General features: G+C 73.1%; 19 protein-coding genes and 1 riboswitch. Of the genes, 9 read left to right on the top strand and 10 right to left on the bottom strand.

The features are described from left to right. Positions 1-25: 25 nt before the first annotated feature. Entirely contained in the window at positions 26-217 is a 192-nt protein-coding gene (locus ABZ822_RS02285) for a hypothetical protein (protein WP_360845848.1), read from the top strand. Between the two features lie 80 nt (positions 218-297). On the opposite strand, the gene ABZ822_RS02290 is transcribed toward ABZ822_RS02285, so the two are convergent. Together ABZ822_RS02290 and ABZ822_RS02295 are read right to left on the bottom strand one after the other, a co-directional pair. Next, entirely contained in the window at positions 298-1947 is a 1650-nt protein-coding gene (locus ABZ822_RS02290; RefSeq protein ID WP_360845850.1) for a DNA repair helicase XPB, read from the bottom strand. Positions 1948-2267: 320 nt separating this feature from the next. Next, a complete protein-coding gene (locus ABZ822_RS02295; RefSeq protein ID WP_360845852.1) occupies positions 2268-5276 on the bottom strand; it encodes a helicase C-terminal domain-containing protein in 3009 nt (1002 codons plus the stop codon). A gap of 433 nt (positions 5277-5709) precedes the next feature. Between ABZ822_RS02295 and ABZ822_RS02300 the strand changes: the two genes are divergently transcribed. After that, positions 5710-7047, top strand: coding sequence for a Cmx/CmrA family chloramphenicol efflux MFS transporter (locus ABZ822_RS02300; RefSeq protein ID WP_360845854.1), 1338 nt, complete (start codon positions 5710-5712; stop codon positions 7045-7047). A 94-nt stretch (positions 7048-7141) separates the two neighbouring features. Here ABZ822_RS02300 and ABZ822_RS02305 read toward each other — a convergent pair whose 3' ends face one another. Next, positions 7142-7408, bottom strand: a complete 267-nt coding sequence (locus tag ABZ822_RS02305) for a DUF4031 domain-containing protein (protein ID WP_360845855.1) — start codon at positions 7406-7408, stop codon at positions 7142-7144. A 2-nt stretch (positions 7409-7410) separates the two neighbouring features. Then, complete coding sequence (locus ABZ822_RS02310) at positions 7411-7773, bottom strand: hypothetical protein (protein ID WP_360845857.1); 363 nt, start codon at positions 7771-7773, stop codon at positions 7411-7413. Positions 7774-7839: 66 nt separating this feature from the next. Here ABZ822_RS02310 and ABZ822_RS02315 point away from each other — a divergent pair, with 66 nt between their 5' ends. The 5 genes from ABZ822_RS02315 to ABZ822_RS02335 all read left to right on the top strand — a co-directional run bounded on the left by ABZ822_RS02315 (position 7840) and on the right by ABZ822_RS02335 (position 13571). Further along, positions 7840-8808: a MurR/RpiR family transcriptional regulator gene (locus ABZ822_RS02315; protein WP_360845859.1), complete on the top strand. Its 969-nt coding sequence runs from the start codon at positions 7840-7842 to the stop codon at positions 8806-8808. 369 nt (positions 8809-9177) lie between these two features. After that, positions 9178-10119, top strand: a complete 942-nt coding sequence (gene murQ, locus ABZ822_RS02320) for an N-acetylmuramic acid 6-phosphate etherase (RefSeq protein ID WP_360845861.1) — start codon at positions 9178-9180, stop codon at positions 10117-10119. A gap of 141 nt (positions 10120-10260) precedes the next feature. After that, a complete protein-coding gene (locus tag ABZ822_RS02325) occupies positions 10261-11925 on the top strand; it encodes a PTS transporter subunit EIIC (protein WP_360845863.1) in 1665 nt (554 codons plus the stop codon). After that, positions 11922-12464 carry a histidine phosphatase family protein gene (locus ABZ822_RS02330; RefSeq protein WP_360845865.1) on the top strand — a complete coding sequence of 181 codons (543 nt, stop codon included), beginning with the start codon at positions 11922-11924 and terminating at the stop codon, positions 12462-12464. Before ABZ822_RS02325 ends, ABZ822_RS02330 begins: the two co-directional genes overlap by 4 nt. Before the next feature lie 318 nt (positions 12465-12782). After that, positions 12783-13571 (top strand): hypothetical protein, encoded by a 789-nt coding sequence (locus ABZ822_RS02335; protein WP_360845867.1) that lies wholly within the window; start codon positions 12783-12785, stop codon positions 13569-13571. A 180-nt stretch (positions 13572-13751) separates the two neighbouring features. Here the strand turns inward: ABZ822_RS02335 and groL are convergent, their stop codons facing one another. The 4 genes from groL to thrC all read right to left on the bottom strand — a co-directional run bounded on the left by groL (position 13752) and on the right by thrC (position 18150). Then, on the bottom strand, positions 13752-15374 hold the full coding sequence (groL, locus tag ABZ822_RS02340) for a chaperonin GroEL (RefSeq protein WP_360845869.1): 1623 nt from the start codon (positions 15372-15374) through the stop codon (positions 13752-13754). 482 nt (positions 15375-15856) lie between these two features. Beyond that, the gene (locus tag ABZ822_RS02345) at positions 15857-16060 is read right to left on the bottom strand and encodes a cold-shock protein (protein ID WP_003986833.1); all 204 of its coding nucleotides are present in this window, start codon (positions 16058-16060) and stop codon (positions 15857-15859) included. A 479-nt stretch (positions 16061-16539) separates the two neighbouring features. Continuing rightward, on the bottom strand, positions 16540-16818 hold the full coding sequence (locus ABZ822_RS02350; RefSeq protein WP_360845871.1) for a ubiquitin-like small modifier protein 1: 279 nt from the start codon (positions 16816-16818) through the stop codon (positions 16540-16542). A gap of 45 nt (positions 16819-16863) precedes the next feature. After that, entirely contained in the window at positions 16864-18150 is a 1287-nt protein-coding gene (thrC, locus tag ABZ822_RS02355) for a threonine synthase (RefSeq protein ID WP_360845873.1), read from the bottom strand. A gap of 18 nt (positions 18151-18168) precedes the next feature. Further along, a riboswitch (SAM riboswitch) is annotated at positions 18169-18309 on the bottom strand. Positions 18310-18524: 215 nt separating this feature from the next. Here thrC and ABZ822_RS02360 point away from each other — a divergent pair. Together ABZ822_RS02360 and ABZ822_RS02365 are read left to right on the top strand one after the other, a co-directional pair. After that, entirely contained in the window at positions 18525-19526 is a 1002-nt protein-coding gene (locus ABZ822_RS02360; protein WP_360845875.1) for a glucosyl-3-phosphoglycerate synthase, read from the top strand. Positions 19527-19813: 287 nt separating this feature from the next. Beyond that, positions 19814-21271, top strand: a complete 1458-nt coding sequence (locus ABZ822_RS02365; protein ID WP_360845877.1) for a trehalose-6-phosphate synthase — start codon at positions 19814-19816, stop codon at positions 21269-21271. 30 nt (positions 21272-21301) lie between these two features. On the opposite strand, the gene ABZ822_RS02370 is transcribed toward ABZ822_RS02365, so the two are convergent. After that, on the bottom strand, positions 21302-21784 hold the full coding sequence (locus tag ABZ822_RS02370) for a nitroreductase family deazaflavin-dependent oxidoreductase (RefSeq protein WP_360845879.1): 483 nt from the start codon (positions 21782-21784) through the stop codon (positions 21302-21304). Between the two features lie 257 nt (positions 21785-22041). Next, positions 22042-22902 (bottom strand): trehalose-phosphatase, encoded by an 861-nt coding sequence (gene otsB / locus ABZ822_RS02375; protein ID WP_360845881.1) that lies wholly within the window; start codon positions 22900-22902, stop codon positions 22042-22044. Between the last annotated feature and the right edge of the window lie 43 nt (positions 22903-22945).

Genomic DNA, 22945 nt, shown 5'->3' on the forward strand with positions numbered 1-22945 from the left:
ACGCGTGAAATCCATCATGGAAGACATGAGCGCAGCATCGATCACCTCAGCCAACCGTCCGGGCGCCTCGGGCGCCTCCGCCATCGGCTCCGGCAGCGACGAGCACCGCCACGTCCTGGGCAATGTCCTGCGGGCGATCCGCGTCTACGCCGAGACCGCCATCAGCGTCGTACTGCTCGGGGAGTACGCGGAGAGATCACCGGTGATCCGCCGCTGACCGCCCCGACCGCCTCCGCCGTCTCCAGCCCCCGGCCGCTCACGACCGGACAGGCCGGCCGCGGCCGGAGCCTCCCCGCGTCACACCTCGTCGGGCTTCCGCAGGTCGCCCGCGTCGACGATCCGGTACGCGTAGCCCTGCTCGGCCAGGAAGCGCTGGCGGTGCGCCGCGAAGTCCTGGTCGATGGTGTCCCGGGCCACGACCGAGTAGAAGATCGCCGGGTGCCCGTCGGCCTTGGGCCGCAGCACCCGCCCCAGCCGCTGGGCCTCCTCCTGCCGCGACCCGAACGTGCCCGACACCTGGATCGCGACCGTCGCCTCCGGAAGGTCGACCGAGAAGTTGGCGACCTTGGACACGACCAGGACGCCGATCTCCCCCTGCCGGAACGCGTCGAACAGCTTCTCGCGCTGCGCGTTCGTCGTCTCGCCCTTGATCACCGGCGCCTTCAGATGCTCGCCCAGTTCGTCGAGCTGATCGATGTACTGGCCGATGACGAGCGTCTGCTGCCCGCGGTGCCGCTCGACGAGCGCCTCGGTGACCCGCCGCTTGCTGTCGGTCGTGGCGCAGTACCGGTACTTCTCCTCCGTCTCCGCCGTCGCGTACGCCAGGCGCTCCGCGTCCGTCAGGTCGACCCGGACCTCGACGCAGTCCGCGGGCGCGATGTAGCCCTGCGCCTCGATCTCCTTCCAGGGCGCGTCGAAGCGCTTGGGCCCGATGAGCGAGAAGACGTCCGACTCGCGTCCGTCCTCCCGTACGAGCGTCGCCGTCAGACCGAGCCGCCGCCGCGCCTGCAGGTCGGCGGTGAACTTGAAGACCGGCGCGGGCAGCAGATGCACCTCGTCGTAGACGATCAGGCCCCAGTCGCGGGAGTCGAACAGCTCCAGGTGCGGGTAGATGCCCTTCCGCCGGGTCGTGAGGACCTGGTACGTGGCGATGGTGACCGGGCGGATCTCCTTGCGCGTACCGCTGTACTCGCCGATCTCCTCCTCGGTGAGCGAGGTGCGCCGCACCAGCTCGTGCTTCCACTGGCGGGCGGAGACCGTGTTGGTCACCAGGATCAGCGTCGTCGACTTCGCCGTGGCCATCGCCCCGGCTCCGACCAGCGTCTTGCCCGCGCCGCACGGCAGGACGACGACGCCGGAACCGCCGTGCCAGAAGTTCTCGACGGCCTGGTTCTGGTACGGGCGCAGCGCCCAGCCGTCCTCGTGCAGCTCGATGGGGTGCGCCTCGCCGTCGACGTAGCCCGCCAGGTCCTCGGCGGGCCAGCCGAGCTTGAGCAGCGTCTGCTTGATCTGGCCGCGCTCGGAGGGGTGCACCGCGACCGTGTCCTGGTCGATGCGGGCGCCGACGAGCGGCTGAACCCGCTTGGAGCGCAGGATCTCCTCAAGGACGGGTCGGTCGGTGGTGACCAGGACGAGCCCGTGGGTGGGGTGCTTGAGGAGCTGCAGCCGCCCGTAGCGGGCCATCGTCTCGGCGACGTCGACGAGGAGGGCGTGCGGCACGGGGTAGCGCGAGAACTCGACGAGCGCGTCGACGACCTGCTCGGCGTCGTGTCCGGCGGCGCGGGCGTTCCACAGGCCGAGCGGCGTGACGCGGTAGGTGTGGATGTGCTCGGGCGCGCGCTCCAGCTCCGCGAAGGGGGCGATGGTGCGGCGACAGGCGTCCGCCTGGTCGTGGTCGACTTCCAGGAGCAGCGTCTTGTCGCTCTGGACGATGAGAGGTCCGTTCACGCCTCGTCCCTTCCTGTCTGGGTTCACCGGCGGGTGCGGCCGCGGGTCGTGCTGTGGGGCGGTGGTGGTTCTGTACGGCGTGGGGTCGCCGGGCGGAAGCCCGGCGCGGCCGTACGGCCCGGGGCGGAGCGTCGCGCCAGCCCGCCAAACCTCCAGTGTGCCGCACGGCGGGACGAGCCCGGGCCGGGCCGGTGCCCCGGGACGAGCCGGTGCCCAGAGACGAGCCCGGGCCGGGCCGGTGCCCAGGGACGAGCCGGTGCCCCGGGACGAGGCCGGGCCGCAGGGGGTCCGTCCCGCCGCGCCGGGCGGGACGGCTCCGGCTAGGCCGGTCCGTCGGCGAGTTCGGCGACGCCGGTGATGCGGTGCAGGGGAAAGGTGCGGACCTCGTCCGCGGTGTGGTCGTACGCGGTGACGTAGCCGCCCTCGACGCGGACCGGCGCGATGACCCGCTGGCTGGCCGCACCGTCGGCGTTGACGTAGCCGATCCACACCGCGCTGCTGGTGAGCGCGGCGGCCTGCATGGTGGCGAGCGTCTCCGCGGAGGTGGTGCGCGGGAGGCCGCCGTCCCCGGACGCCGGACGCCCCGCGGCACGACCTGACGCCGGGCCCGCGGTGCCTCCGCCGGCGGCCGCTCCCGGTCCGGCGCCCGCGGCGGCCGCGACCGGTCTGGTCACCGCCGTCGCGGCAAGGTCACCGGCGCGGATCGCCTTGACCGCCGCGCCGAGCAGGGTGGCGTCGGGCAGGGGCGGGCCGCCCTGGACGGGGACGGGCGCGGTGCGCGGCGGCGTCCGGTACGCGTCCGCGCGCGCCACCACCACGTCGCCCTCCTCCGACTCGGCGGCCGGTGCGTAGCCCATCCCGCGCAGCCGCTCCAGCAGCACATCGGGGGTGGCCTGCGCGGCGAGCACGGTCGGGGCGAGGCGGCGCAGCCGCAGCCCGGACGCACGGCGGTCGGCCAGGATCTCGGCGAGCAGCGCGTCGTCGTCGCAGCGGACGTAGGCGAACGCCGCGCCGACCCTGAGGTGTCCGTGCTTCCGCGCGACGTCGTCGATGAGGTAGCTGAGCGGCTGCGGCACGGGCGTACGGGAGTGCTGCGCGAGGAACGCGTGCAGATCGGCGGCCGCCTGACCGGCGTCGAGGGCGCGGCGTACGGATCCCGGGGTGAAGCGGTAGACGGTCGCGCCGCCCTTGGACTCGACGTCCGCGAGGACCTCCAGCATCGCGGCGAGCGGCCGCTCGAGCGGGCCGGGCGCGACGGCGGTCAGGTCGGCCTGCAGCAGCACATGGTCCAGCGGCTCGGGGAGCAGCGGGGCGAGGAGCGCGGCGGCGCGGGCGGCGGAGGTCGCGGCGGCGTCGGGCGTGGGGGGCGGTGTCCGGACGGTGTCGGCAGCGTCTCCGCCGTCGGGTGCGCGTACGGCCTCGCGGGCCGGTGTGTCGTTGCCGGCCTGTGTGCCCTTTCGGGCCTTCGAACCGTCGCGGGTCCCTGCTCCGTCCTGGTGCGGTACGGCGTCGGCGGTCACCGGGGCGGCGGCCGCGGCGTCGCCCAGCAGCGCGCGCCCGTGGGTGGAGAGGGCGCCGCGGCCGGTGACGCCGAGGAGTTCGGCCTCGGCCAGGGTCCAGCGGGCGAGACGCGAGCGGAGATCGTCCGGGGCGGCAGCGCCGGTGGCCGTGAGCGACGGCGTGGGCTGCTCGGCGGCGGCGATCCGCGAGGCGGCGTAGCGCGCCCGCGCGGCAGGGCTCGTGGCGGGACCCGTGGAGGACGGGTTCGCGGCGGAGGAGCGGGCCCCGTTGGTCGCCGTGCCGGAGGCACCGCGCGCCGCAGCGCCGGTGGCTCCGGCGCCCTCGGCCGGGGCACCGTGCTCCCAGCGGAGCCGGGCCAGCAGCGTCGCCGGCGCGGCCGCGTGGCCGCCCGGGAGGTGGGAGAGGAGCTCCAGGACGCGGTGGCGGACGTGCGGGGCCGGTGTGCGGTCGAGCCCGGGGCCGAGCGCGGAGAGCGAACGCCCCTTCGCGTCCTGACCGCCGACGGTCCCGGCCGTACGCGTCGCCGACAGCCACGGCGCGACGAGCGCCGCCCACCGCCGCTCGGTCGGCAGGCCGAGCCATTCGTCACCGGCCGGGGTCGGCGCGAAGCGTTCGTCCGCCTCACCGTCGGAGGCCACGAGCCCGGCGGCGTAGGCGAGTTCGACCCAGAAGGCCGCGGTGGGCTCGTCCGTGTCGAGGGCGGTCGCGGTCCGCTTGAGGTCGCGGACGCTCAGCCCGCCCGCGCGCAGCACGGCCGGACCGCCGAGATCCCACTCCTTGAGCAGGTCCTCGACGGTGCCGACCGCGGTGAGGGCCTGTCCCGCGGCGGTCGCGTCGACGATGCCGGGCCGGTGCACGGCCGCGGACCCTACGGCGGGCGCGACCGGCTCCGGCGTACGGTGCGCGCGCCCCGCGCGCAGATGCAGGGCCACCTCGCGCGGCAGGACGACCGTCCCCGGCGCCGTCGGGAGCAGCAGCCCCCGGTCGGTGAGCCAGCGGACCGGCGCGGACGGCTGGGCGGGAACGGTCCCGTACGGCGGCCCCCAGACGAGGCGCGCCAGGATCTCGCCGGACTCCTGCGGCGCCTGCGCGAGCAGGGCCGTCATGCGCTCGCGCTCGCGGAAGAGGGCGGCGAGCGCACCGACGGCGGTCACGGGGTCGTGCGTGGCGGGCAGCCCGCAGGTGGCGATGATCTCCTGGAGGCGGCCGGGGGACATCCCGGAGGTCGCCTCGGCGACGGTCGGCCCGAGCCCGGTGGGCGAAGGACCGGCGGTGCCGCCGACCGCGCCGGAGGGGGTGCCGGGAGCGAGCACTTCGCGGGCCGTGCGGACCAGGTGCAGCCGGTCGTCACCGCCCCAGAGGAGCGCCTGCGTACGGAGTGCGGCGACGGCACGGGGAAGGGCCCGGACGATGTCCTCGACGTCTGCCTCGCCCGTGCTGTTCGTACGGCCGGCGCTGTCGGCGTCGCCCGTGCCCTCGGGGGCGGTCGCGTCGACCGGGCCGTCCGCGTCGCCCGCCATGAGCCCGAGCAGGACGTCGTAGGTGCAGGGGGCCGGTGCGACCGCGAGGGCTTCCGCGGTCTGCAGCGCGAACCGGTCGAGCCGCTCCAGGGCGCGGACGACGGACGCGCGGGTGCCGGCGCGGGTGGCGAGCTGAGTGAGATCACCCGGGACCGGCGAGAGCAGATCGGGACGAGCCCTGAGGAGGGCGGCAAGGTCCTCGTCCGGGCGCGCGCGCAGCTCCTCGGCGAGGGTGCGGGGCGCGGCGGAGGCGCCTCTGCCGCTGTCGCGGCGGGGCTCAGTCGGCACGCGCACCTCCCGATTCCGGCCCGGTGGTCATCCGCACCACGGTACCCGCTCGGACCGACACCCCTCTGAGGACCGGCCGGTGCCGGGGCGGGAGCGGCGGTGCTTCGGGAACTCGGAGCGGCAGCGGCGGTGCGACGGGGACTCGGGCGGTCGCCGGACGCGGACGTGGCGGTGCGACGGGGACTCGGGGCGGTCGCCGGACGCGGGCATGGACGGCGCGGGCATGGACGCGCGGGCATGGACGGCGCGGGCGTCGCGGCCGGTCGCCCTCGCAGCCTCACCCACGCCCCAAGGCGCACAAATGCACCCATACGAGAACAGAGTTGCGGTCACCGCACCATGGCGCGCCCCGCGATGCCCCGCGCCGTACGGAATGCCGTCCGGACGGCGCGCGTTGGCACCTGGTATGCCGAGCCCAGCCCAGCACGTCCGTGTGCCGAAGGCGGTCCACGTCCTCGGACTGAGCGTGTTCTCGCTCGGGACCTCCGAATTCATGCTTTCCGGGCTGCTGCCGCCCGTCGCCGACGACATGGGCGTGTCCATCCCGCAGGCGGGGCTGCTCATCTCGGCGTTCGCCATCGGCATGGTCGTGGGGGCGCCCTTCCTGGCCGTGGCGACCTTGCGGCTCCCCCGCCGTACGACCCTGATCACGCTGCTCACCGTCTTCGCCCTCGGTCAGGTCGGCGGCGCGATGGCGCCCGGCTACGGCTTCCTCTTCGCCACGCGCGTCATCAGCGCCCTCGCCTGCGCGGGGTTCTGGGCCGTCGGCGCGGCGGTCGCGGTCGCGATGGTCCCGGAGAACACCCGCGCCCGCGCGCTGTCCGTCCTCATCGGCGGCCTGAGCGTGGCGAACGTCGTCGGCGTTCCCGCCGGGGCCTTCCTCGGCGAGCACTTCGGCTGGCGGTCGGCGTTCTGGGCGGTCGGCGGGATGTCCGCCGTCGCGCTCGTCGGCGTGGTCGCCCTGATCCCTCGCATCCCCCTCCCCGAGACGCGGCCGAAGCTCCGCCGGGAGGTACGGATCTACCGCGACCGGCGAGTCCTCCTCGCGATCGGGACGATCGCGCTCTCCGCGGGCGGCGTCTTCTGCACGTTCAGCTACATGGCTCCGCTCCTGACGGAGGTGGCGGGGCTCGGGGGCAACTGGGTCCCCACCGTGCTCGGGTTGTTCGGGATCGGCGCGCTGATCGGCACGACGGTCGGCGGCCGGGTCGCGGACGCGCACCTCTTCGGCGTTCTGCTGGCGGGCAGCGCGGCCACGACCGTCTGCCTCGTCACGCTCGCCTTCACCGCGCACATACCCGCGGCCGCCGTGGCCGTGTCGTTCCTGCTGGGCGTCTCGTCCTTCTTCATGGCCCCCGCCCTGAACGCCCGCCTGTTCAACGTCGCGGCGGCCGCGCCGACGCTCGCCGGAGCGACGACCACGGCCGCGTTCAACCTCGGCAACACCAGCGGGCCGTGGATCGGCGGACGGGTCATCGACCTGGGATGGGGCTTCTCCGCCACGGCGCTGGCCGGTGCGGCGATGGTGGCGCTGTCGATCGGGGCGATCGCCCGAAGCCTCCGCCTGGACCGGCGCCGAGCGGCGAACACCCGCCTGGTCACGGGCTCGGAGCAGGGCGTGGAGCACGGCGTGGAGCACGGCTGGGAGCGCACCGGAAGCGACGGTGCGGCCGCGGCCGACGTCGCGGAGCACACGAAGGACCCGGCCGCCGCGCCCGCCCAACCCGCCCGCGCGGAGCAGGAGTCCACGGACACCCCGCGCGGCCGGTGAGACGGAGCGCGTCCGGCCGATGCCCGGCCCTTCACTTCCGGCCTGCGTACGGCTGCTCGCGCCTTCGCCCGGCGAGCAGCCGCCGGCTTCCGGCCTACGCCCCGCCGCTCTTGCGTCTCCTCAGTCCCGCCTCCGTGAGCAGCCGCACCAGCTCCTTGCTGCTCACCTCCACGGCGCCCAGCTCCACCGCGTCCCGGTACCGCGAGCTCGGCACGTCGTAGTGGTCGCGCTCGAAGGCCCGCTCCGGTGAACCGAGCCGGGCCGCGAACGCGTGCAGCTCCTCGTACGAGACGTCGCTGACCATGTGCGACCACATCCGTCCGTGGCCCGGCCAGTTGGGCGGGTCGATGTAGACCACCACGTTCAGGGCCCGAGGACGGTGCCGAGGCCGCCGACCGCCGCGACCGTCACGCCCGCCTCGGGGCACACCCAGCGCGGATCGGGGCCGAGTTCGGGCTCGACGGCGAGGGCGTGCCGGTCGCCGCTCTCGGTGCACACCGGGCACACGGGCCAGCGGCCGAAATTGTCCAGCAGCGCGTCCTGGACGTCCTGCGCGACCAGTCCCGCGAGGAAAGCGGCGCCCTCGGGCCACTGCTCGACCCACCAGCGCCGGTGGACGACGGCGTCCTCGACGAGCGAGACGACGTCGGCCTGGGCGACGTCGCCCGCGGACAGGTCGGCCAGTACGAGGGCACGGGCAGCGTGCAGCGCCTGCTCAAGCTCCATACGACCATTGTCACGCCCTTGTCCACAGGGGTTGACGCACCCCGCTGCTGAAAATACCTTCCAAGAGTGCGCAACCACCTGAAGGAAACTTTCAGCAGCAGCCCGGCGACGCGACCGCCCGGCTCCGGGGGTCCGCCTGCGGCACCGCAGGCGGGACCCCCCGCGCCTGCCGCCCTCGCCGCCAAGGTCCGCACGCTGGGGCCGTCAATGACCCGCTCGATGCACCGAGTTGCCGAAGCCGTGGCGGGCGACCCGGCGGGGTGCGCCGCGCTCACGGTCACCGGGCTCGCGGAGCGCACGGGCACCAGCGAGGCCACCGTCGTCAGGACGGCCCGCCTCCTCGGCTATCCGGGATACCGCGATCTGCGGCTCGCCCTCGCCGGGCTCGCTGCCCAGCAGCAGTCCGGGGCCGCGCCCGCCGTCACCGCCGACATAGCGGTCGACGATCCGCTGTCCTCCGTGGTGGCCAAGCTCGCGCAGGAGGAGCAGCAGTGCCTGGCCGACACGGCGGCCGGACTCGACACCACCCAGCTCGAGGCCGCGGTCTCCGCGCTCACCACGGCCCGCCGCATCGATGTGTACGGCATCGGCGCCTCCAATCTCGTCGCGCAGGATCTGGTCCAGAAGCTGCTGCGGATCGGGCTGATAGCGCACGCCCACGCGGATCCGCACCTGGCGGTGACCAATGCCGTACAGCTCCGCTCCGGGGACGTGGCCATCGCGATCACCCACTCCGGGCGCACGACCGACGTCATCGAACCGCTGCGCGTCGCCTTCGACCACGGGGCGACGACGGTGGCGATCACGGGCCGCCCGGACGCGGACGTCGCGCAGTACGCGGACCACGTCCTGACCACGTCGACCGCGCGCGAGAGCGAGCTGCGGCCGGCGGCCATGTCCAGCAGGACGAGTCAACTCCTCGTCGTGGACTGCCTGTTCATAGGCGTCGCACAGCGGACCTACGACGCCGCGGCGCCCGCCCTGTCCGCTTCGTACGAGGCGCTGGCCCACCGCCACAGCCCCAGACGCCGGTAGCCGCAAGGCAGCGGACCGCAAGGCGTGACGCGTGCGCACCTTCCACGGCCGCACCCGGCCCCCCGGCGCCCCGGCGAACGCGGCACAACCTGCACAGCAGCACACCAGCACACCGCACGTCCGGGAGCACACCCGCGGCCCACGGCACACACCGCCGGACCCGTCGCGGCGTCCCCACCTGCGCGGCGTCCCCACCCCGGGCGCCGCCAGGCCCATGGGTCCGCGAGCCTCACCGGGTCCGCGGACCGGAGCCCGCCCATGGACCGGAGCCCGTCCGTGACCGGAACCCGCCCATGGACCGGAGCCCGTCCGTGACCCCGGCCGCCCGCCGGGGCCTCCACACCCCCCACCCTCCGAGAAGGCTGAGTCATGTCATCGAGTGCCGACCACGTACAGTTGCGCGCCCAGCTCGACAGCCTCACCACCGAGGCCTTCCGCAGTGAGCTGGCCGACATCGACCAACTGCCCACGCGCGAGATCGCAGAGATCATGAACGGCGAGGACGCCGCAGTCCCAGGCGCCGTCGCCGCCGGGCTCCCGCAGATCGCAGCGGCCATCGACGCCGCCGCGGAGCGCATGGCCCGCGGCGGCCGGCTGATCTACGCGGGCGCGGGCACCGCCGGGCGGCTCGGCGTGCTGGACGCCAGCGAATGCCCGCCGACCTTCAACACCGCACCGCACGAGGTGGTCGGCCTCATCGCCGGCGGCCCGCCCGCGCTGGTGACCTCGGTGGAGGGCGCCGAGGACAGCGCGGAGCTGGCGGCCGACGACCTCGAGGCGCTGGGCGTCGCGGAGGCCGACACGGTCGTCGGCATCTCCGCCTCCGGCCGCACCCCGTACGCCATCGGCGCCGTCGAACACGCCCGCGCCCGCGGCGCGCTCACCGTCGGCCTGTCCTGCAACGCGGGTTCGGCGCTCGCCGCCGCCGCCGACCACGGCATCGAGATCGTCGTCGGCCCGGAACTCCTCACGGGCTCCACCCGCCTCAAGGCCGGCACGGCGCAGAAGCTCGTCCTCAACATGATCTCGACGATCACCATGATCCGCCTCGGCAAGACGTACGGGAACCTGATGGTCGACGTCCGCGCATCGAACGAGAAGCTGCGCGCCCGCTCGCGCCGCATCGTCGCGCTCGCGACGGGAGCGTCCGACGCGGAGATCGAGGCCGCGCTCGCCGCCACGGACGGCGAGGTGAAGCACGCGATTCTCGTCATCCTCGCCGCCGTCGACGCCCCCACGGCCGCCGGGCTCCTCGACGCGTCCCGCGGCCACCTCCGCGCGGCCCTGGAAGCCGCCCGGAAGGGCGACTGACGGCCCTGTGCGGGCCTGCGTTCCGCAGGACCGGGGCCTGCCTGGGGGAGGGTGGGCGGATACGACCGCCGGCCCCGCCCTCACCCCCGGGCCGCCCCCACGACCAGGCCCGTCCCCCGCACAGCAAGGCACGAACGCCCCATGGCACAGAACAGCGACCACTCCGCCACCGCGGCCGCGCTCCTCCCCCTCGTCGGAGGAGCGCGGAACGTCACGTCCGTCGCCCACTGCATGACCCGGCTCCGGCTGGGCCTCGCCGACCGGTCCCTCGTACGGGACGCCGAACTCCGGGCGCTGCCCGCCGTTCTGGGGGTCGTCGAGGACGACACGTACCAGATCGTCCTCGGTCCTGGTGTGGTCGCGCGGGTGACGCCCGAGTTCGAGCGGCTCGTCGAGTCGGGTCGGCACACGGCCCCGGAGCAGCCAGGCGCGGCCGTACGGGCGATGGATGCCCCGGACACCGCCCCCACCGACCCCGCCCTCCCCGGGAGCACCCCGCCCGGGACCACCGCATCCGGGCCCGCATCACCGGGGAGCTCGTCCGCCACCGGCGACGCGCTCGCCGCCCGCGGCGCGGCCCTGAAGGCCGAGCAGAAGCGGCGCAACGCCACCCCGGTCAAGCTGTTCCTGCGCCGCATCGCCAACATCTTCGTCCCGCTCATCCCCGCGCTCATCGGCTGCGGCATCGTCGCGGGCATCAACGGCCTGCTGACGAACCTCGTCAACACCGGCCACGCCTCCTGGGCGACGTCCCTCGTCCCGGCACTGGCTGCCATCGCCTCCGGCTTCATGTCGCTCATCGCCGTCTTCGTCGGCATCAACACGGCCAAGGAGTTCGGCGGCACACCGGTGCTCGGCGGGGCGGTCGCCGCGGTCGTCGTTTACCCGGGCGTGGCAGGCGTCAGCGCGTTCGGCCAGAAACTCGCGCCGGGCCAGGGAGGCGTCCTCGGCGCGCTCTGCGCCGCCCTGCTCGCCGTCCGGGTGGAGAAGTGGTGCCGCCGCCGGGTGCCCGAGGCGGTCGACGTCCTGCTGACCCCGACCCTCACCGTTCTGGTGGCCGGGCTCGTCACGCTCCTCGGCCTCATGTTCGTGGCCGGTGAAGTGTCCACCGCCATCGGCGACTTCGCGAACTGGCTGCTGGCCACGGGCGGCGCAGTCGCCGGATTCGTCCTCGGCGGCCTCTTCCTGCCGCTGGTGATGCTCGGCCTGCACCAGGCCCTGATCCCCATCCACACCACGCTCATCCAGCAGCAGGGCTACACCCTTCTCCTTCCGGTCCTCGCCATGGCGGGCGCGGGACAGGTGGGCGCCGCGCTCGCCGTCCTCCTCCGCCTCCGCCGCAACACCTCGATCCGCAGGACGATCCGGTCCGCCCTGCCCGCGGGCCTGCTGGGAGTCGGCGAACCCCTGATCTACGGCGTCTCCCTGCCCCTCGGCCGTCCCTTCGTGACGGCGTGCGTCGGCGGTGCGTTCGGCGGCGGCTTCGTCGGACTGCTGGGCCAGCTCGGCGACACGGTCGGCTCGACCGCGATCGGCCCGTCCGGCTGGGCGCTCTTCCCGCTGCTCGACGGCAGCGCGAGCCTCACCGCCACCATCGGCGTCTACGCGGCGGGGCTGCTCGTCGGCTACGTCGCGGGCTTCGCCGCCACGTACTTCTTCGGCATCAGCAAGCAGATGCGGGCCGAACTGAACGTCGCTCCCGAGCAGGCCGCGACCCCGGCCGCCGAACCGTCCTCGGCCCCGGTGCACGACGTACCGGGCGCGGAGGGCGGGAACCTGGCGGCTTCGGGAAGGATGACCCCATGACAGCCGACGCCATGACAGCCGGCGCGACGCGACGCCTGGTCGTCCTGCGCCACGCCAAGTCCGCCCGGCCGGACGGCGTAGCCGACCCGGACCGGCCCCTCGCCCCGCGTGGACGCCGCGACGCCCCGGTCGCCGGGGCGTGGCTGCGCGACGCGGACTGCGTCCCCGGCCTCGTCCTCTGCTCCCCGTCCCGCCGCACGCGCGAGACCTGGGACCTCGCATCGGCGGAACTCTCCGCCGACCCGCCGATCCGCTTCGACGACCGCATCTACCACGGGAGCGCCGAACAGTTGATCGCAGCCGTGGGCGAAACGCCGCCGGACGTACGGACGTTGCTGCTGGTCGGACACAGCCCCGGCGTGCAGGACCTGATCCTGCTCCTCGCCGGTGACGGCGACCCCGACGCCCTGGCCCGTACGGAGGAGAAGTTCCCCACGTCGGCCATCGCGGTCCTCCGCGTCCCGGGCGGGTGGCCCGAACTCGCGCCGGGAAGGGCGCAGTTGACGGAGATGGTGGTGCCGCGGGGCGAGAAGGACTGAGCCGCAGGAACCGCTCGTCCACCGGACCGCTGTTACGTGCGGCCGTTCCCTCCCGGCGTCAGGCGAAGTACTTCCTGACGTCGGCAGGAGTTTCGTCCCCTCTTCTCACAGCAGGAGATGCACGTTCCCCGCGCATCCGGAAGTGCGCCGAGGATCCACGGAAAACCCTCTTCACTCCACCAACACCCGTATTGCCGGTAGAAGTTCGGACTTCCGCGCCGTTCGCGGCAGCGGGGGTGTGCCCGCCTGCTGGAGTGCCGGAACAGGTCGGTAGTGTGCACTGCTCGATCGCGCGCAGAACAACAGGGGAGCAGCCGCATGGCAATCCGCAAGGCGAAGATGAAGGAACAGGTCGCGGAGGCGATTGCGCAGGCTGCGCCGGGAGATCGCCTGATCGTCACCATTGCCACGGTCACCGGTCCGAGCCCGTGGCTGATGAACGCGCTCGGTCTCATCGGGCAGCTTCTCGTGAAGTTCTACTTCGTGACGGTCACCGAACAGGCCGTCGTCTTCCACACGTTCAACCGCTTCACACAGCGGCCCAAGGAGTTGGTGTACGCCATCCCGCGCGCCCAGGCCCAGCCGCTGCTCGGCGAGGTGAAGCGGAACCCGCTGTGGAGTTCCTTCATGTTCGCGCTGCCGAATGAGCAGGGGCCCACCCGAATCAACGTCCACCGCATGTGGCGCAACGAGATGGACGAGCTGATCTCGCTCGTCACCGGGGCGCCGTACGGGGCGCCGGTCCCGCCGCACGCCCAGGGTGCGTCCGCCGCCCAGGGCTTCCCGCAGCAGCCCGGCGCGATGGCTCCCGGTTTTCACCAGCAGGCCGCACCCGGCTTCCCGCAGCAGCCGCCGGCCGGACCGGCGGGCCCGCAGCAGCCGCACACCGCCCCGGCTCCGGCGGCTCCGGCCCCGCAGTACGGCGCCCCGTACGGCGCCCCGGCTCCGCAGCACGGTGCTCCGTACGCCCCGCCCGCCCCGCAGCAGCCGTACCCGCCCCAGCCCCAGCAGCCCCAGGCGTACGCCCCGCAGCAGCCGCCGGCACACGCGTACGCGCAGCAACCGCCGCAGCCGCAGCCGCAGCCCGGAAACCCTTACGGCGCCTGACACCTGGCCGTCCGGCGTCCGACTCCGCGGCCCCTTCAAGGAACGGCTCGGTCTGCTCCGGAACCCGGGGTCCCGGAACCAACCCCACCCCCGGACGGGAAACGGAAACGCCACTGGGGCGGCACCCTCGCGAGGGTGCCGCCCCAGTGCTCAGGACGGTTGATCAACCGAAGCGGTCGATCAGAAGTCCATGTCACCGCCCGGCATGCCGCCCGGGGCCGCCGCGGCGGCCTTCTCCGGCTTGTCGGCGATGACGGCCTCGGTGGTGAGGAAGAGCGCAGCGATGGACGCGGCGTTCTGCAGCGCGGAGCGCGTGACCTTCGCCGGGTCGATGATGCCCTCGGCGATCATGTCCACGTACTCGCCGGTGGCGGCGTTCAGACCGTGACCGACGGTCAGGTTGCGCACCTTCTCCACGACGACGCCGCCCTCGAGACCACCGTTGACGGCGATCTGCTTGAGCGGGGCCTCCAGGGCCAGGCGGACGGCCTGGGCGCCGGTGGCCTCGTCGCCCTCGAGCTCGAGCTTCTCGAAGACCGAGGAAGCCTGGAGCAGAGCCACGCCACCACCGGCGACGATGCCCTCCTCGACGGCGGCCTTGGCGTTGCGCACCGCGTCCTCGATGCGGTGCTTGCGCTCCTTGAGCTCGACCTCGGTCGCGGCACCGGCCTTGATGACGGCCACGCCGCCGGCCAGCTTCGCGAGGCGCTCCTGGAGCTTCTCGCGGTCGTAGTCCGAGTCCGAGTTCTCGATCTCGGCGCGGATCTGGTTGACCCGGCCCTGGACCTGCTCGCTGTCACCGGCACCGTCGACGATGGTGGTCTCGTCCTTGGTGATGACGACCTTGCGGGCACGGCCCAGCAGGTCGACACCGGCGTTGTCGAGCTTGAGGCCGACCTCCTCGGAGATGACGGTGCCACCGGTGAGGATGGCGATGTCGCCGAGCATGGCCTTGCGGCGGTCACCGAAGCCCGGGGCCTTGACGGCGACGGACTTGAAAGTGCCACGGATCTTGTTGACGACCAGGGTGGACAGCGCCTCGCCCTCGACGTCCTCCGCGATGATCAGCAGCGGCTTGCCGGACTGCATGACCTTCTCCAGCAGCGGAAGGAGGTCCTTCACCGCGGAGATCTTGGAGTTGACGATCAGGATGTACGGGTCGTCGAGGACGGCCTCCATACGCTCCATGTCGGTGGCGAAGTAGGCGGAGATGTAGCCCTTGTCGAAGCGCATGCCCTCGGTGAGCTCGAGCTCGAGCCCGAAGGTCTGCGACTCCTCGACGGTGATGACGCCTTCCTTGCCGACCTTGTCCATCGCCTCGGCGATGAGCTCGCCGATCTGGGTGTCGGCGGCGGAGATGGAGGCGGTGGAAGCGATCTGCTCCTTGGTCTCCACGTCCTTGGCCTGCTCGAGCAGGGCGGCCGAGACGGACTCGACGGCCTTCTCGATGCCGCGCTTCAGGGCCATCGGGTTGGCGCCGGCGGCGACGTTGCGGAGACCCTCCTTGACGAGAGCCTGGGCGAGAACGGTCGCGGTCGTCGTGCCGTCACCGGCGACGTCGTCCGTCTTCTTCGCGACCTCCTTGACCAGCTCGGCGCCGATCTTCTCGTAGGGGTCCTCGAGCTCGATCTCCTTGGCGATGGACACACCATCGTTGGTGATCGTGGGGGCGCCCCACTTCTTCTCGAGGACAACGTTCCGGCCCTTGGGGCCGAGGGTCACCCTGACGGCGTCGGCGAGCTGGTTCATCCCGCGCTCGAGGCCGCGCCGCGCCTCCTCGTCGAACGCGATGATCTTGGCCATGTGAAGTGTCCTCCACGGACTGGGGTTCCCCCCGCCGTTAGCCGGGGGACGGTGGATTTCTCCGGACCGCGTGGCGCCCGCGACGGACGGCCTGCGTGCCCGGCGGTCCCTTGCCCCGCCCGGCCTGCCGGCCTCACCGACCCGGTCCTTCTGTCACTCTCAACCTCAGAGTGCTAACGCCAATGATTAGCACTCGGGGCCATCGAGTGCAAGCGCCTCAAGGGCTTCCACGGACTCCACGCCCGACGCGGGACCGGCCCTCGACCGAGCCCCGACCGGCACCGAAACGGCGTACGACCGGCCGCTCCGGGGACGGCGCCCTCCCCCGGCCACGTGCCGCGCACCCCGAACTCCCCGCCCCCGCCCGCCCGTCATGGCACCGCCGGGCACGACCCGCGCCCACCCACGGCGAAGGGCCCGCCCCCTTGAAGGGGACGGGCCCTTGCTTCGTACGCCAGTGGTCAGTCGGCGCGTCCTTGGTGTCAGCCTGCCACGCGGACCATGTCCGCCTGCGGCCCCTTCTGGCCCTGCGAGATCTCGAACTCGACCCGCTGACCTTCTTCGAGGGTGCGGTAGCCGTCCATCTGAATCGCGCTGTAGTGCACGAAGACGTCCGCACCACCGTCGACCGCGATGAAGCCGTACCCCTTCTCCGCGTTGAACCACTTGACGGTGCCCTGAGCCATCCCTAACTCCCCTATTACTGGCCCTTGCGCAGGACCGCACTCCGCGGACCCGGGTCAGACTTCACCCAGACCTCACACGACCACCCCAACCGGCCGGTAGGGGTGCGTCACGTGTGTGCCGGAACGCGTCGACCGCGGCTGAATGTATCTGCACGAATGCCGTCTGCAACAGGTCAATCAGACGAGAATTCTGGGCGCGCTCGAACGGCAATTCCCGTCCATATGCCGCCAGTTGGGGGCAACTCGGGCCGGGCATTGCTCATCAATCCGACATAGCGTGCACACACTTGGGGCACAACTCGTCGGTACTCATATGCGTTCGGCAAGGGCGCCTAGGGGGGATGCGCCCAACTCTACCGCGCTCCATGGCGCGGAATGACCCCCTCCACTTCTCTCACGGAGGGGGTCATCACGATTACGAAAGGTTGTTGAATTTCACCGCCACCCGGCCTCTGAAGGACCCGTTGGTGGACGGTTCGTCAGCAACCGCCCGCGACCGCCGGGATGATCGAGACCCCGGCGCCTTCGGGGGTCGCCGTCTGCAGCCCGTCCTCGAAGCGGACGTCGTCGTCGTTGACGTAGACGTTCACGAAGCGGCGCAGCTTGCCGGTGTCGTCCAGGACGCGCGCGGCGATGCCCGGGTGGTTCTTCTCCAGCGACTCGATGACCTCGGCGAGGGTCGCGCCGTCGGCGCTCACCTCCGCCTGGCCGCCGGTGTAGGTGCGCAGGATGGTCGGGATGCGGACGTTGACGCTCATGCGGTTCACCAATCGGTGGGAGGGGTGGGCGGAGGAGTGGGCGGGTCAGCCGGCGAGACCCGCGGCGCGGAACGCGTCCAGGCTCGGCCGGATCGTCGCCGTGGGCCGCGAGGTCGGAGCGACGGCGTCCAGGGTCTTCAGCCCGTCGCCGGTGTTGAGCACCACCGTCTCACCCGCCGGGTCGAGCCGCCCGGTCTCGATCAGCTTGCGCAGCACGCCGACGGTCACACCGCCCGCGGTCTCGGCGAAGATGCCCTCGGTGCGCGCCAGCAGCTTGATGGCGTCCACGACCTGCTCGTCGGTGACGTCCTCGACCGCACCACCCGTACGACGGCAGATGTCGAGCACGTACGGGCCGTCGGCCGGGTTGCCGATGGCGAGCGACTTGGCGATGGTGTCCGGCTTGACCGGCCGTACGACGTCGTGGCCGTCCTTGAACGCCCGCGACACCGGGGAGCAGCCCTCCGCCTGAGCGCCGAAGATCTTGTACGGCTTGTCCTCGACGAGCCCGAGCCGGATCAGCTCCTTGAGCCCCTTGTCGATCTTCGTGAGCTGGGAGCCCGAGGCGATCGGGATGACGATGTTGTCCGGGATGCGCCAGCCGAGCTGCTCGGCGATCTCGTACGCCAGGGTCTTGGAGCCCTCGCCGTAGTACGGGCGGAGGTTGACGTTGACGAAGCCCCAGCCCTCGCCGATCGGGTCGCCGATCAGCTCGCTGCAGAAGCGGTTCACGTCGTCGTACGTGCCCTCGATGCCGACCAGGTCACCGCCGTAGACCGCGGCCATGACGACCTTGCCCGCCTCCAGGTCGTGCGGGATGAACACGCAGGAGCGGAAACCCGCGCGGGCGGCCGCGGCGCCGACCGCGCCCGCGAGGTTGCCCGTGGAGGAGCAGGACAGGGTGGTGAAGCCGAAGGCGCGCGCGGCCTCGACGGCGATGGCGACGACGCGGTCCTTGAAGGAGTGCGTCGGGTTCCCGGAGTCGTCCTTGACGTGCAGGCCGCCGGTGACACCCAGCTCGCGCGCCAGGTTGTCGGCCCGCACGAGCTTGGTGAGGCCGGGGTTCAGGTTCGGCTTGCTCGCCACGTCCTCGGGGACGGGCAGCAGCGGGGCGTACCGCCAGAGGTTGCCGGGCCCGGCCTCGATGCGCTTCCGCAGGCCCTCGGGGTCGCCGCTCGGCAGGTCGTACGCCACCTCGAGCGGCCCGAAACAGACCTGGCACGCGAAGATCGGGCCGAGGGGGAAGCGTTCGCCGCACTCACGGCAGGACAGCGCGGCGGCGGGTCCGAGCGAGACGGAGTCGGTGCTGTTGGCAACGGTTTGCACAGCCATGGATGGCGAGGCCCTTTCTCCTCATCTTCCCCGTGACGGACTTCGCCACGAGACGGAATTGGCACCTTCCCGAGTCGGGAGCCTCGCTGGATGCACGAGACCGACTGGAGGGTTGCCGGGGCTTCAACGGGCCGTTCCCTCTGCCCCTCTGGATGAGCGGTATGGCTCCGGGCTGCTACGCCCGGGCGTTTGTGCGGGTCCACCCCGACATGAAGTGGACACCTGCGTTGTTCAAGACTGTAACGGACGGCGCGGACGGTTGAGATAGTCGTCCGAACCGCGAGACGGATCACGGACCCGGCCGGGTTCCGCGGCCCCGCACACGGTACAGACGGGCCCGTACGGGTCCCCGCACCCCAGGGAGAGACGCAGACGTGCTGGAAGAGGTGGAGCACTGGCTGGAGCACCGCTCCTGGTCGGCCGCCGACCGTCCGCTGAACCGGCTCCTGGCCGCCAAGCGGAACGCCGGGCCGGCCGGAACGGTCAGCGTCGTGCTCCCGGCCCTCGACGAGGAGGCCACGGTCGGGCCGATCGTCGAGACGATCCGGCGCGAGCTGATGAGCGAGGCCGTCCCGCTGGTCGACGAGCTGGTCGTCGTCGACTCCGGCTCCACCGACCGTACGGCCGAGGTGGCCGCGGAGGCCGGCGCCCGCGTCGTCCACCGCGACGCCGTCCTGCCGCGGCTGCCCGCGGAGCCCGGCAAGGGCGAGGTGCTGTGGCGGTCGCTGCTGGTCACCGGCGGGGAGATCGTCTGCTTCGTGGACGCGGACCTGCGCGCGTTCTCGTCGAGCTTCGTCTCCGGGATCGTCGGGCCCCTGCTGACCGAGCCGGACGTGCAGCTGGTGAAGGCGATGTACGACCGCCCGCTCGGTGCGGACGAGAAGCCGCCGGACGACTCCCTCGGCCCCGTCGAGCAGGGCGGTCGCGTCACCGAGCTGGTCGCCCGCCCGCTGCTCAACCTCCACTGGCCGCGGCTGGCGGGCTTCGTCCAGCCGCTCGGCGGCGAGTACGCGGTGCGGCGGTCGCTGCTGGAGCAGCTCCCGTTCCCCGTCGGCTACGGCGTGGAGCTGGCGATGCTCATCGACGCGCTCGACCTGGCCGGGCTGGACGCGCTGGCCCAGGTCGACGTCGGCGTACGGCGGCACCGGCACCAGGACGGGCAGGCGCTGGGACGGATGGCGGCGACGATCTACCGCACGGCGCAGGCGCGGCTGGCGCGCGGGCACCTCGTACGGCCGGTGCTGACGCAGTTCGACCGCACGGACGCGGGCTTCACCCCGACGGTCCACGACGTGGCGGCGGAGGAGCGCCCGCCGATGGCCACGATCCCGGAGTACCGGGCGCGCCACACCCCTCACGACGGCCGCGTGGCGTAGCGACCGGGGGGCAGTCGTTCCGCGGGAGGCCTTGGGTGGCAGTCGTTCCGCGGGGCGGTGGGGGTCCCCCCGGACGGAGTCCGGGGGAAGGGCAACCACACGCCACCGGCCGGCAGCCGAAAGGCATGGACGGCCCACGGCAAGACCTCGCGCTGCATGCGCCCGTGACCGCCGGCCGAACGTCGGGATCCCTTCCGCATCGCGGAATCGGATCCCGACATCACGCCGCCCCCGCCGGATGGCGAAACGCACGTTTGCGCGGATCTGTCACGGGCTAGGCTCGCGGCATGGTCGCAGAGCAGGCTGCCCAGGTTCTCGTCGCGTCCAACCGCGGCCCGGTCTCGCACACCCTCCAAGAGGACGGCTCGCTCAGTGCCCGGCGCGGCGGAGGCGGCCTCGTCTCCGGCCTGTCCGCCATCGGCCCCGACGCGGGCGCCCTGTGGGTCTGCGCCGCGCTCGGCGACGGAGACCGCGAGGCCGTCCGCCGCCGTGGCACCCGCCTGGACCCCGCCGAGACCGGCGGCCAGCACGTACGGATGCTCGACATCGACCCCGACGTCTTCGCCGACGCCTACAACGGCATCGCGAACTCGGTGCTGTGGTTCGTGCACCACCTGCTCTACCAGACCCCGCTCGAGCCGTCCTTCGACGCCGCGTTCCGCGCCCGGTGGACGTCCTACGAGTCGTACAACGCCGCCTTCGCCGACGCCCTCGCCGAGGAGGCCGCCGAGGGCGCCGCGGTGCTCGTGCAGGACTACCACCTGTGCCTGGTGCCGGGCATGCTCCGCAGGCGCCGCCCCGATCTGCGGATCGGGCACTTCTCGCACACCCCGTGGGCGCCCGTGGACTATTTCCGGCTGCTGCCCGACGACATCGCCCGGCAGCTCCTGCGCGGCATGCTCGGCGCCGACCGGGCGGGGTTCCTCACCCAGCGGTGGGCCGACGCGTTCGCCGCCTGCGCCGCGGAGGTACTCGACGGCGAGGTGGACTCCACGGACGGCGCCTCCGACGCCGTCACCTGCGAGGGCCGTACGACGCGGCTCGGGGTCCACGGGCTGGGCGCCGACGCCGACTTCCTGCGGGAGCGGTCGCACCGTCCGGACGTGGTCGAGCGGATGGCCGCCCTGCGCGAGCAGATCGGAGGCCGGGAGCGCCGGGTCGTCGTCCGGGTCGACCGCACCGAGTTGTCGAAGAACATCGTGCGCGGCCTCCACGCGTACCGGCAGTTGCTCACCGACCATCCGGAGTGGCGCGGCCTGGTCGTCCACCTCGCCTTCGCCTACCCCTCGCGGCAGGATCTCGCCGTCTACCGCGACTACACCGACGAGGTGCAGCGGGTCGCCGGGGAGATCAACGCCGAGTTCGGCACGGACGCGTGGCAGCCCGTCGTCCTGCATGTGAAGGATGACTTCGCGCGTTCCCTCGCCGCGTACCGCATCGCCGACGTGGCGCTGGTCAATCCGATCCGCGACGGCATGAACCTCGTCGCGAAGGAGGTGCCGGTCATCTCCGACGAGGGCTGCGCGCTGGTGCTCTCGCGCGAGGCGGGCGCGTACGCGGAGCTCGGCGAGGAGGCGCTCGTGGTGAACCCGTACGACGTGACGGGCACGGCGGAGGCGCTGCATCAGGCTCTGTCGATGGCGCCGGGCGAGCGCGCCGAGCGGACGAAGCGGCTGGCGGCCGCGGCGACCTCGCTGCCGCCGCAGAAGTGGTTCCTCGACCAGCTCAACGCCCTCGGCGGCTGACGGCCCGGGGTCCTGGCCCCTCGGCCGGGCCTACGAAGGACCGGGCTCCTCGTCCCGTTCGACGATCACGAGCGGGATGTCCCGCCCGGCCTTGTCCTGGTAGCTGTCGTACTGCGGGAAGATCGCGGCCATACGCCGCCACAGGTCCGGCTTCTCCGCCGCGGAGGCCGTACGGGCCCGGCCGGTGAACGTCTCCGCGCCGGCCTGAACCGTCACCTCGGGATGCTCCTGGAGGTTCAGGTACCAGGCCGGGTCGTGCGACGCCCCGCCGTTCGACGCCACCAGGAGAAAGCGCTCGGCGTCGCGGCCGTAGATCAGCGCCGTGCGCCGCAGCTTCCCGGACTTCCGGCCGCGGGTGGTCAGCAGCAGGGTCGGCATGCCGTGGAAGGTGTGGCCCTTCGTGCCGCCGGACTCGACGTAGGTGCGGATGTGCCGGGCCACCCAGGCGGTCGGGCTGTCGAGCACCTCCTCGTCGCCGGGCGGCGTCGCGGGCGGGGGCGGGTTTCCGGTCATCGCGCTCTCCTTCTCCTCGGCACCGCATGTCTCGTGCACCGCTGGCCTCGGCGCCACGTGTCTCGGACACCGCTGGCCTCGGCGCCGTGTGTCTCGTGCGGGCGCCTCGCCGTGCGCCGCCTGTCTCGCCTGAGCCGGGTGCGGCGTGCGTCGGGTGCGACTGCCTCGGGTGCGGCGTGCGTCGGGTGCCGCGCGGAGGGAGCCGGGCCGGGACTCGTCGTACGCCCTGCGGCGCGCTCCGTCCCCGCCCCGGGGGGTTACGTCTCCGCCCCAGGGGTGGTGAGCGCGTCCGCCAGGCCGCTCAGCAGCGCGACCACGCCCTGCGGCCCGTCGACCACCAGGTCGGCGCGCGCGGCGAGTTCGGTGACCTCGCTGCTGCCGCTGCAGACGAGGAGGCCCGGCAGGCCGTTGGACCGGAGCTTCTCGACGGCCGCGAAGGCCGCGAGGTCGCCGAGGTCGTCGCCCGCGTAGAGCACGGCGCTCGCGTCGGCGGCCCGTACGTGCTCCTCCAGGGCGACGCCCTTGTCCATGCCCGGCGGGCGGAGTTCGAGGACGAGGCGGCCCGGCTCGACGATCAGGCCGTGCCGCTCGGCCAGGGCGTACAGCGGCTGGTGCAGCGCCTCGAAGACGCCCTGCGGATCGTCGGTACGGCGTGTGTGGACGGCCAGCGCCCGTCCCTTGTCCTCGACGTACGTGCCGGTGCGGCCGCCGTCGCGGGCGAGTACGTCGGGCAGTTCGGCGCGTACGGCCTGGACGCCGGGGTGCGGGGCGGGCTCCTGGAGGGTGCCGGAGGCGGCGTCCCAGCGCTCGGCACCGTAGGCGCCGAGGATCACCAGGTGCTCCAGGCCCTCCACGCCCGCGAAGCCGCCGTAGCGGACGGCGACCTCCGCCGGGCGGCCCGTGATCACGGCGACGGAGCCGACGAGCGGGGACAGCCGGGCGAGGGCGGACACGGTTCCGGGGTGGGCACGGGCCTGGTCGGGGTCCGGGACGATCGGCGCGAGGGTCCCGTCGAAGTCGAGGCCCACGACGGCCCGTTCGGGGCGGGCGAGCAGCGCGGCGAGGCCGTCGCGGCCCGCGGGGGTGACCGGGGTCGGCAGGGATTCCGGGATGCCCATGCGGCCGACCCTACCGGCGCCGGGCCCGGCGCGGGCCGAGCCG

Source organism: Streptomyces sp. NPDC047108, assembly GCF_040643575.1.
In the GTDB taxonomy this organism is placed as follows: domain Bacteria; phylum Actinomycetota; class Actinomycetes; order Streptomycetales; family Streptomycetaceae; genus Streptomyces.

What these genes read in the sequence shown, in the direction of transcription:
- ABZ822_RS02285 (WP_360845848.1), top strand. Translation starts at nt 26, where the DNA reads ATGAGCGCAGCATCGATCACCTCAGCCAACCGTCCGGGCGCCTCGGGC.
- ABZ822_RS02310 (WP_360845857.1), bottom strand. Translation starts at nt 7,773, where the DNA reads ATGGAGCTTGAGCAGGCGCTGCACGCTGCCCGTGCCCTCGTACTGGCC.
- murQ (WP_360845861.1), top strand. Translation starts at nt 9,178, where the DNA reads ATGTCATCGAGTGCCGACCACGTACAGTTGCGCGCCCAGCTCGACAGC.
- ABZ822_RS02325 (WP_360845863.1), top strand. Translation starts at nt 10,261, where the DNA reads ATGGCACAGAACAGCGACCACTCCGCCACCGCGGCCGCGCTCCTCCCC.
- ABZ822_RS02330 (WP_360845865.1), top strand. Translation starts at nt 11,922, where the DNA reads ATGACAGCCGACGCCATGACAGCCGGCGCGACGCGACGCCTGGTCGTC.
- ABZ822_RS02335 (WP_360845867.1), top strand. Translation starts at nt 12,783, where the DNA reads ATGGCAATCCGCAAGGCGAAGATGAAGGAACAGGTCGCGGAGGCGATT.
- groL (WP_360845869.1), bottom strand. Translation starts at nt 15,374, where the DNA reads ATGGCCAAGATCATCGCGTTCGACGAGGAGGCGCGGCGCGGCCTCGAG.
- ABZ822_RS02345 (WP_003986833.1), bottom strand. Translation starts at nt 16,060, where the DNA reads ATGGCTCAGGGCACCGTCAAGTGGTTCAACGCGGAGAAGGGGTACGGC.
- ABZ822_RS02350 (WP_360845871.1), bottom strand. Translation starts at nt 16,818, where the DNA reads ATGAGCGTCAACGTCCGCATCCCGACCATCCTGCGCACCTACACCGGC.
- thrC (WP_360845873.1), bottom strand. Translation starts at nt 18,150, where the DNA reads ATGGCTGTGCAAACCGTTGCCAACAGCACCGACTCCGTCTCGCTCGGA.
- ABZ822_RS02365 (WP_360845877.1), top strand. Translation starts at nt 19,814, where the DNA reads ATGGTCGCAGAGCAGGCTGCCCAGGTTCTCGTCGCGTCCAACCGCGGC.
- ABZ822_RS02370 (WP_360845879.1), bottom strand. Translation starts at nt 21,784, where the DNA reads ATGACCGGAAACCCGCCCCCGCCCGCGACGCCGCCCGGCGACGAGGAG.
- otsB (WP_360845881.1), bottom strand. Translation starts at nt 22,902, where the DNA reads ATGGGCATCCCGGAATCCCTGCCGACCCCGGTCACCCCCGCGGGCCGC.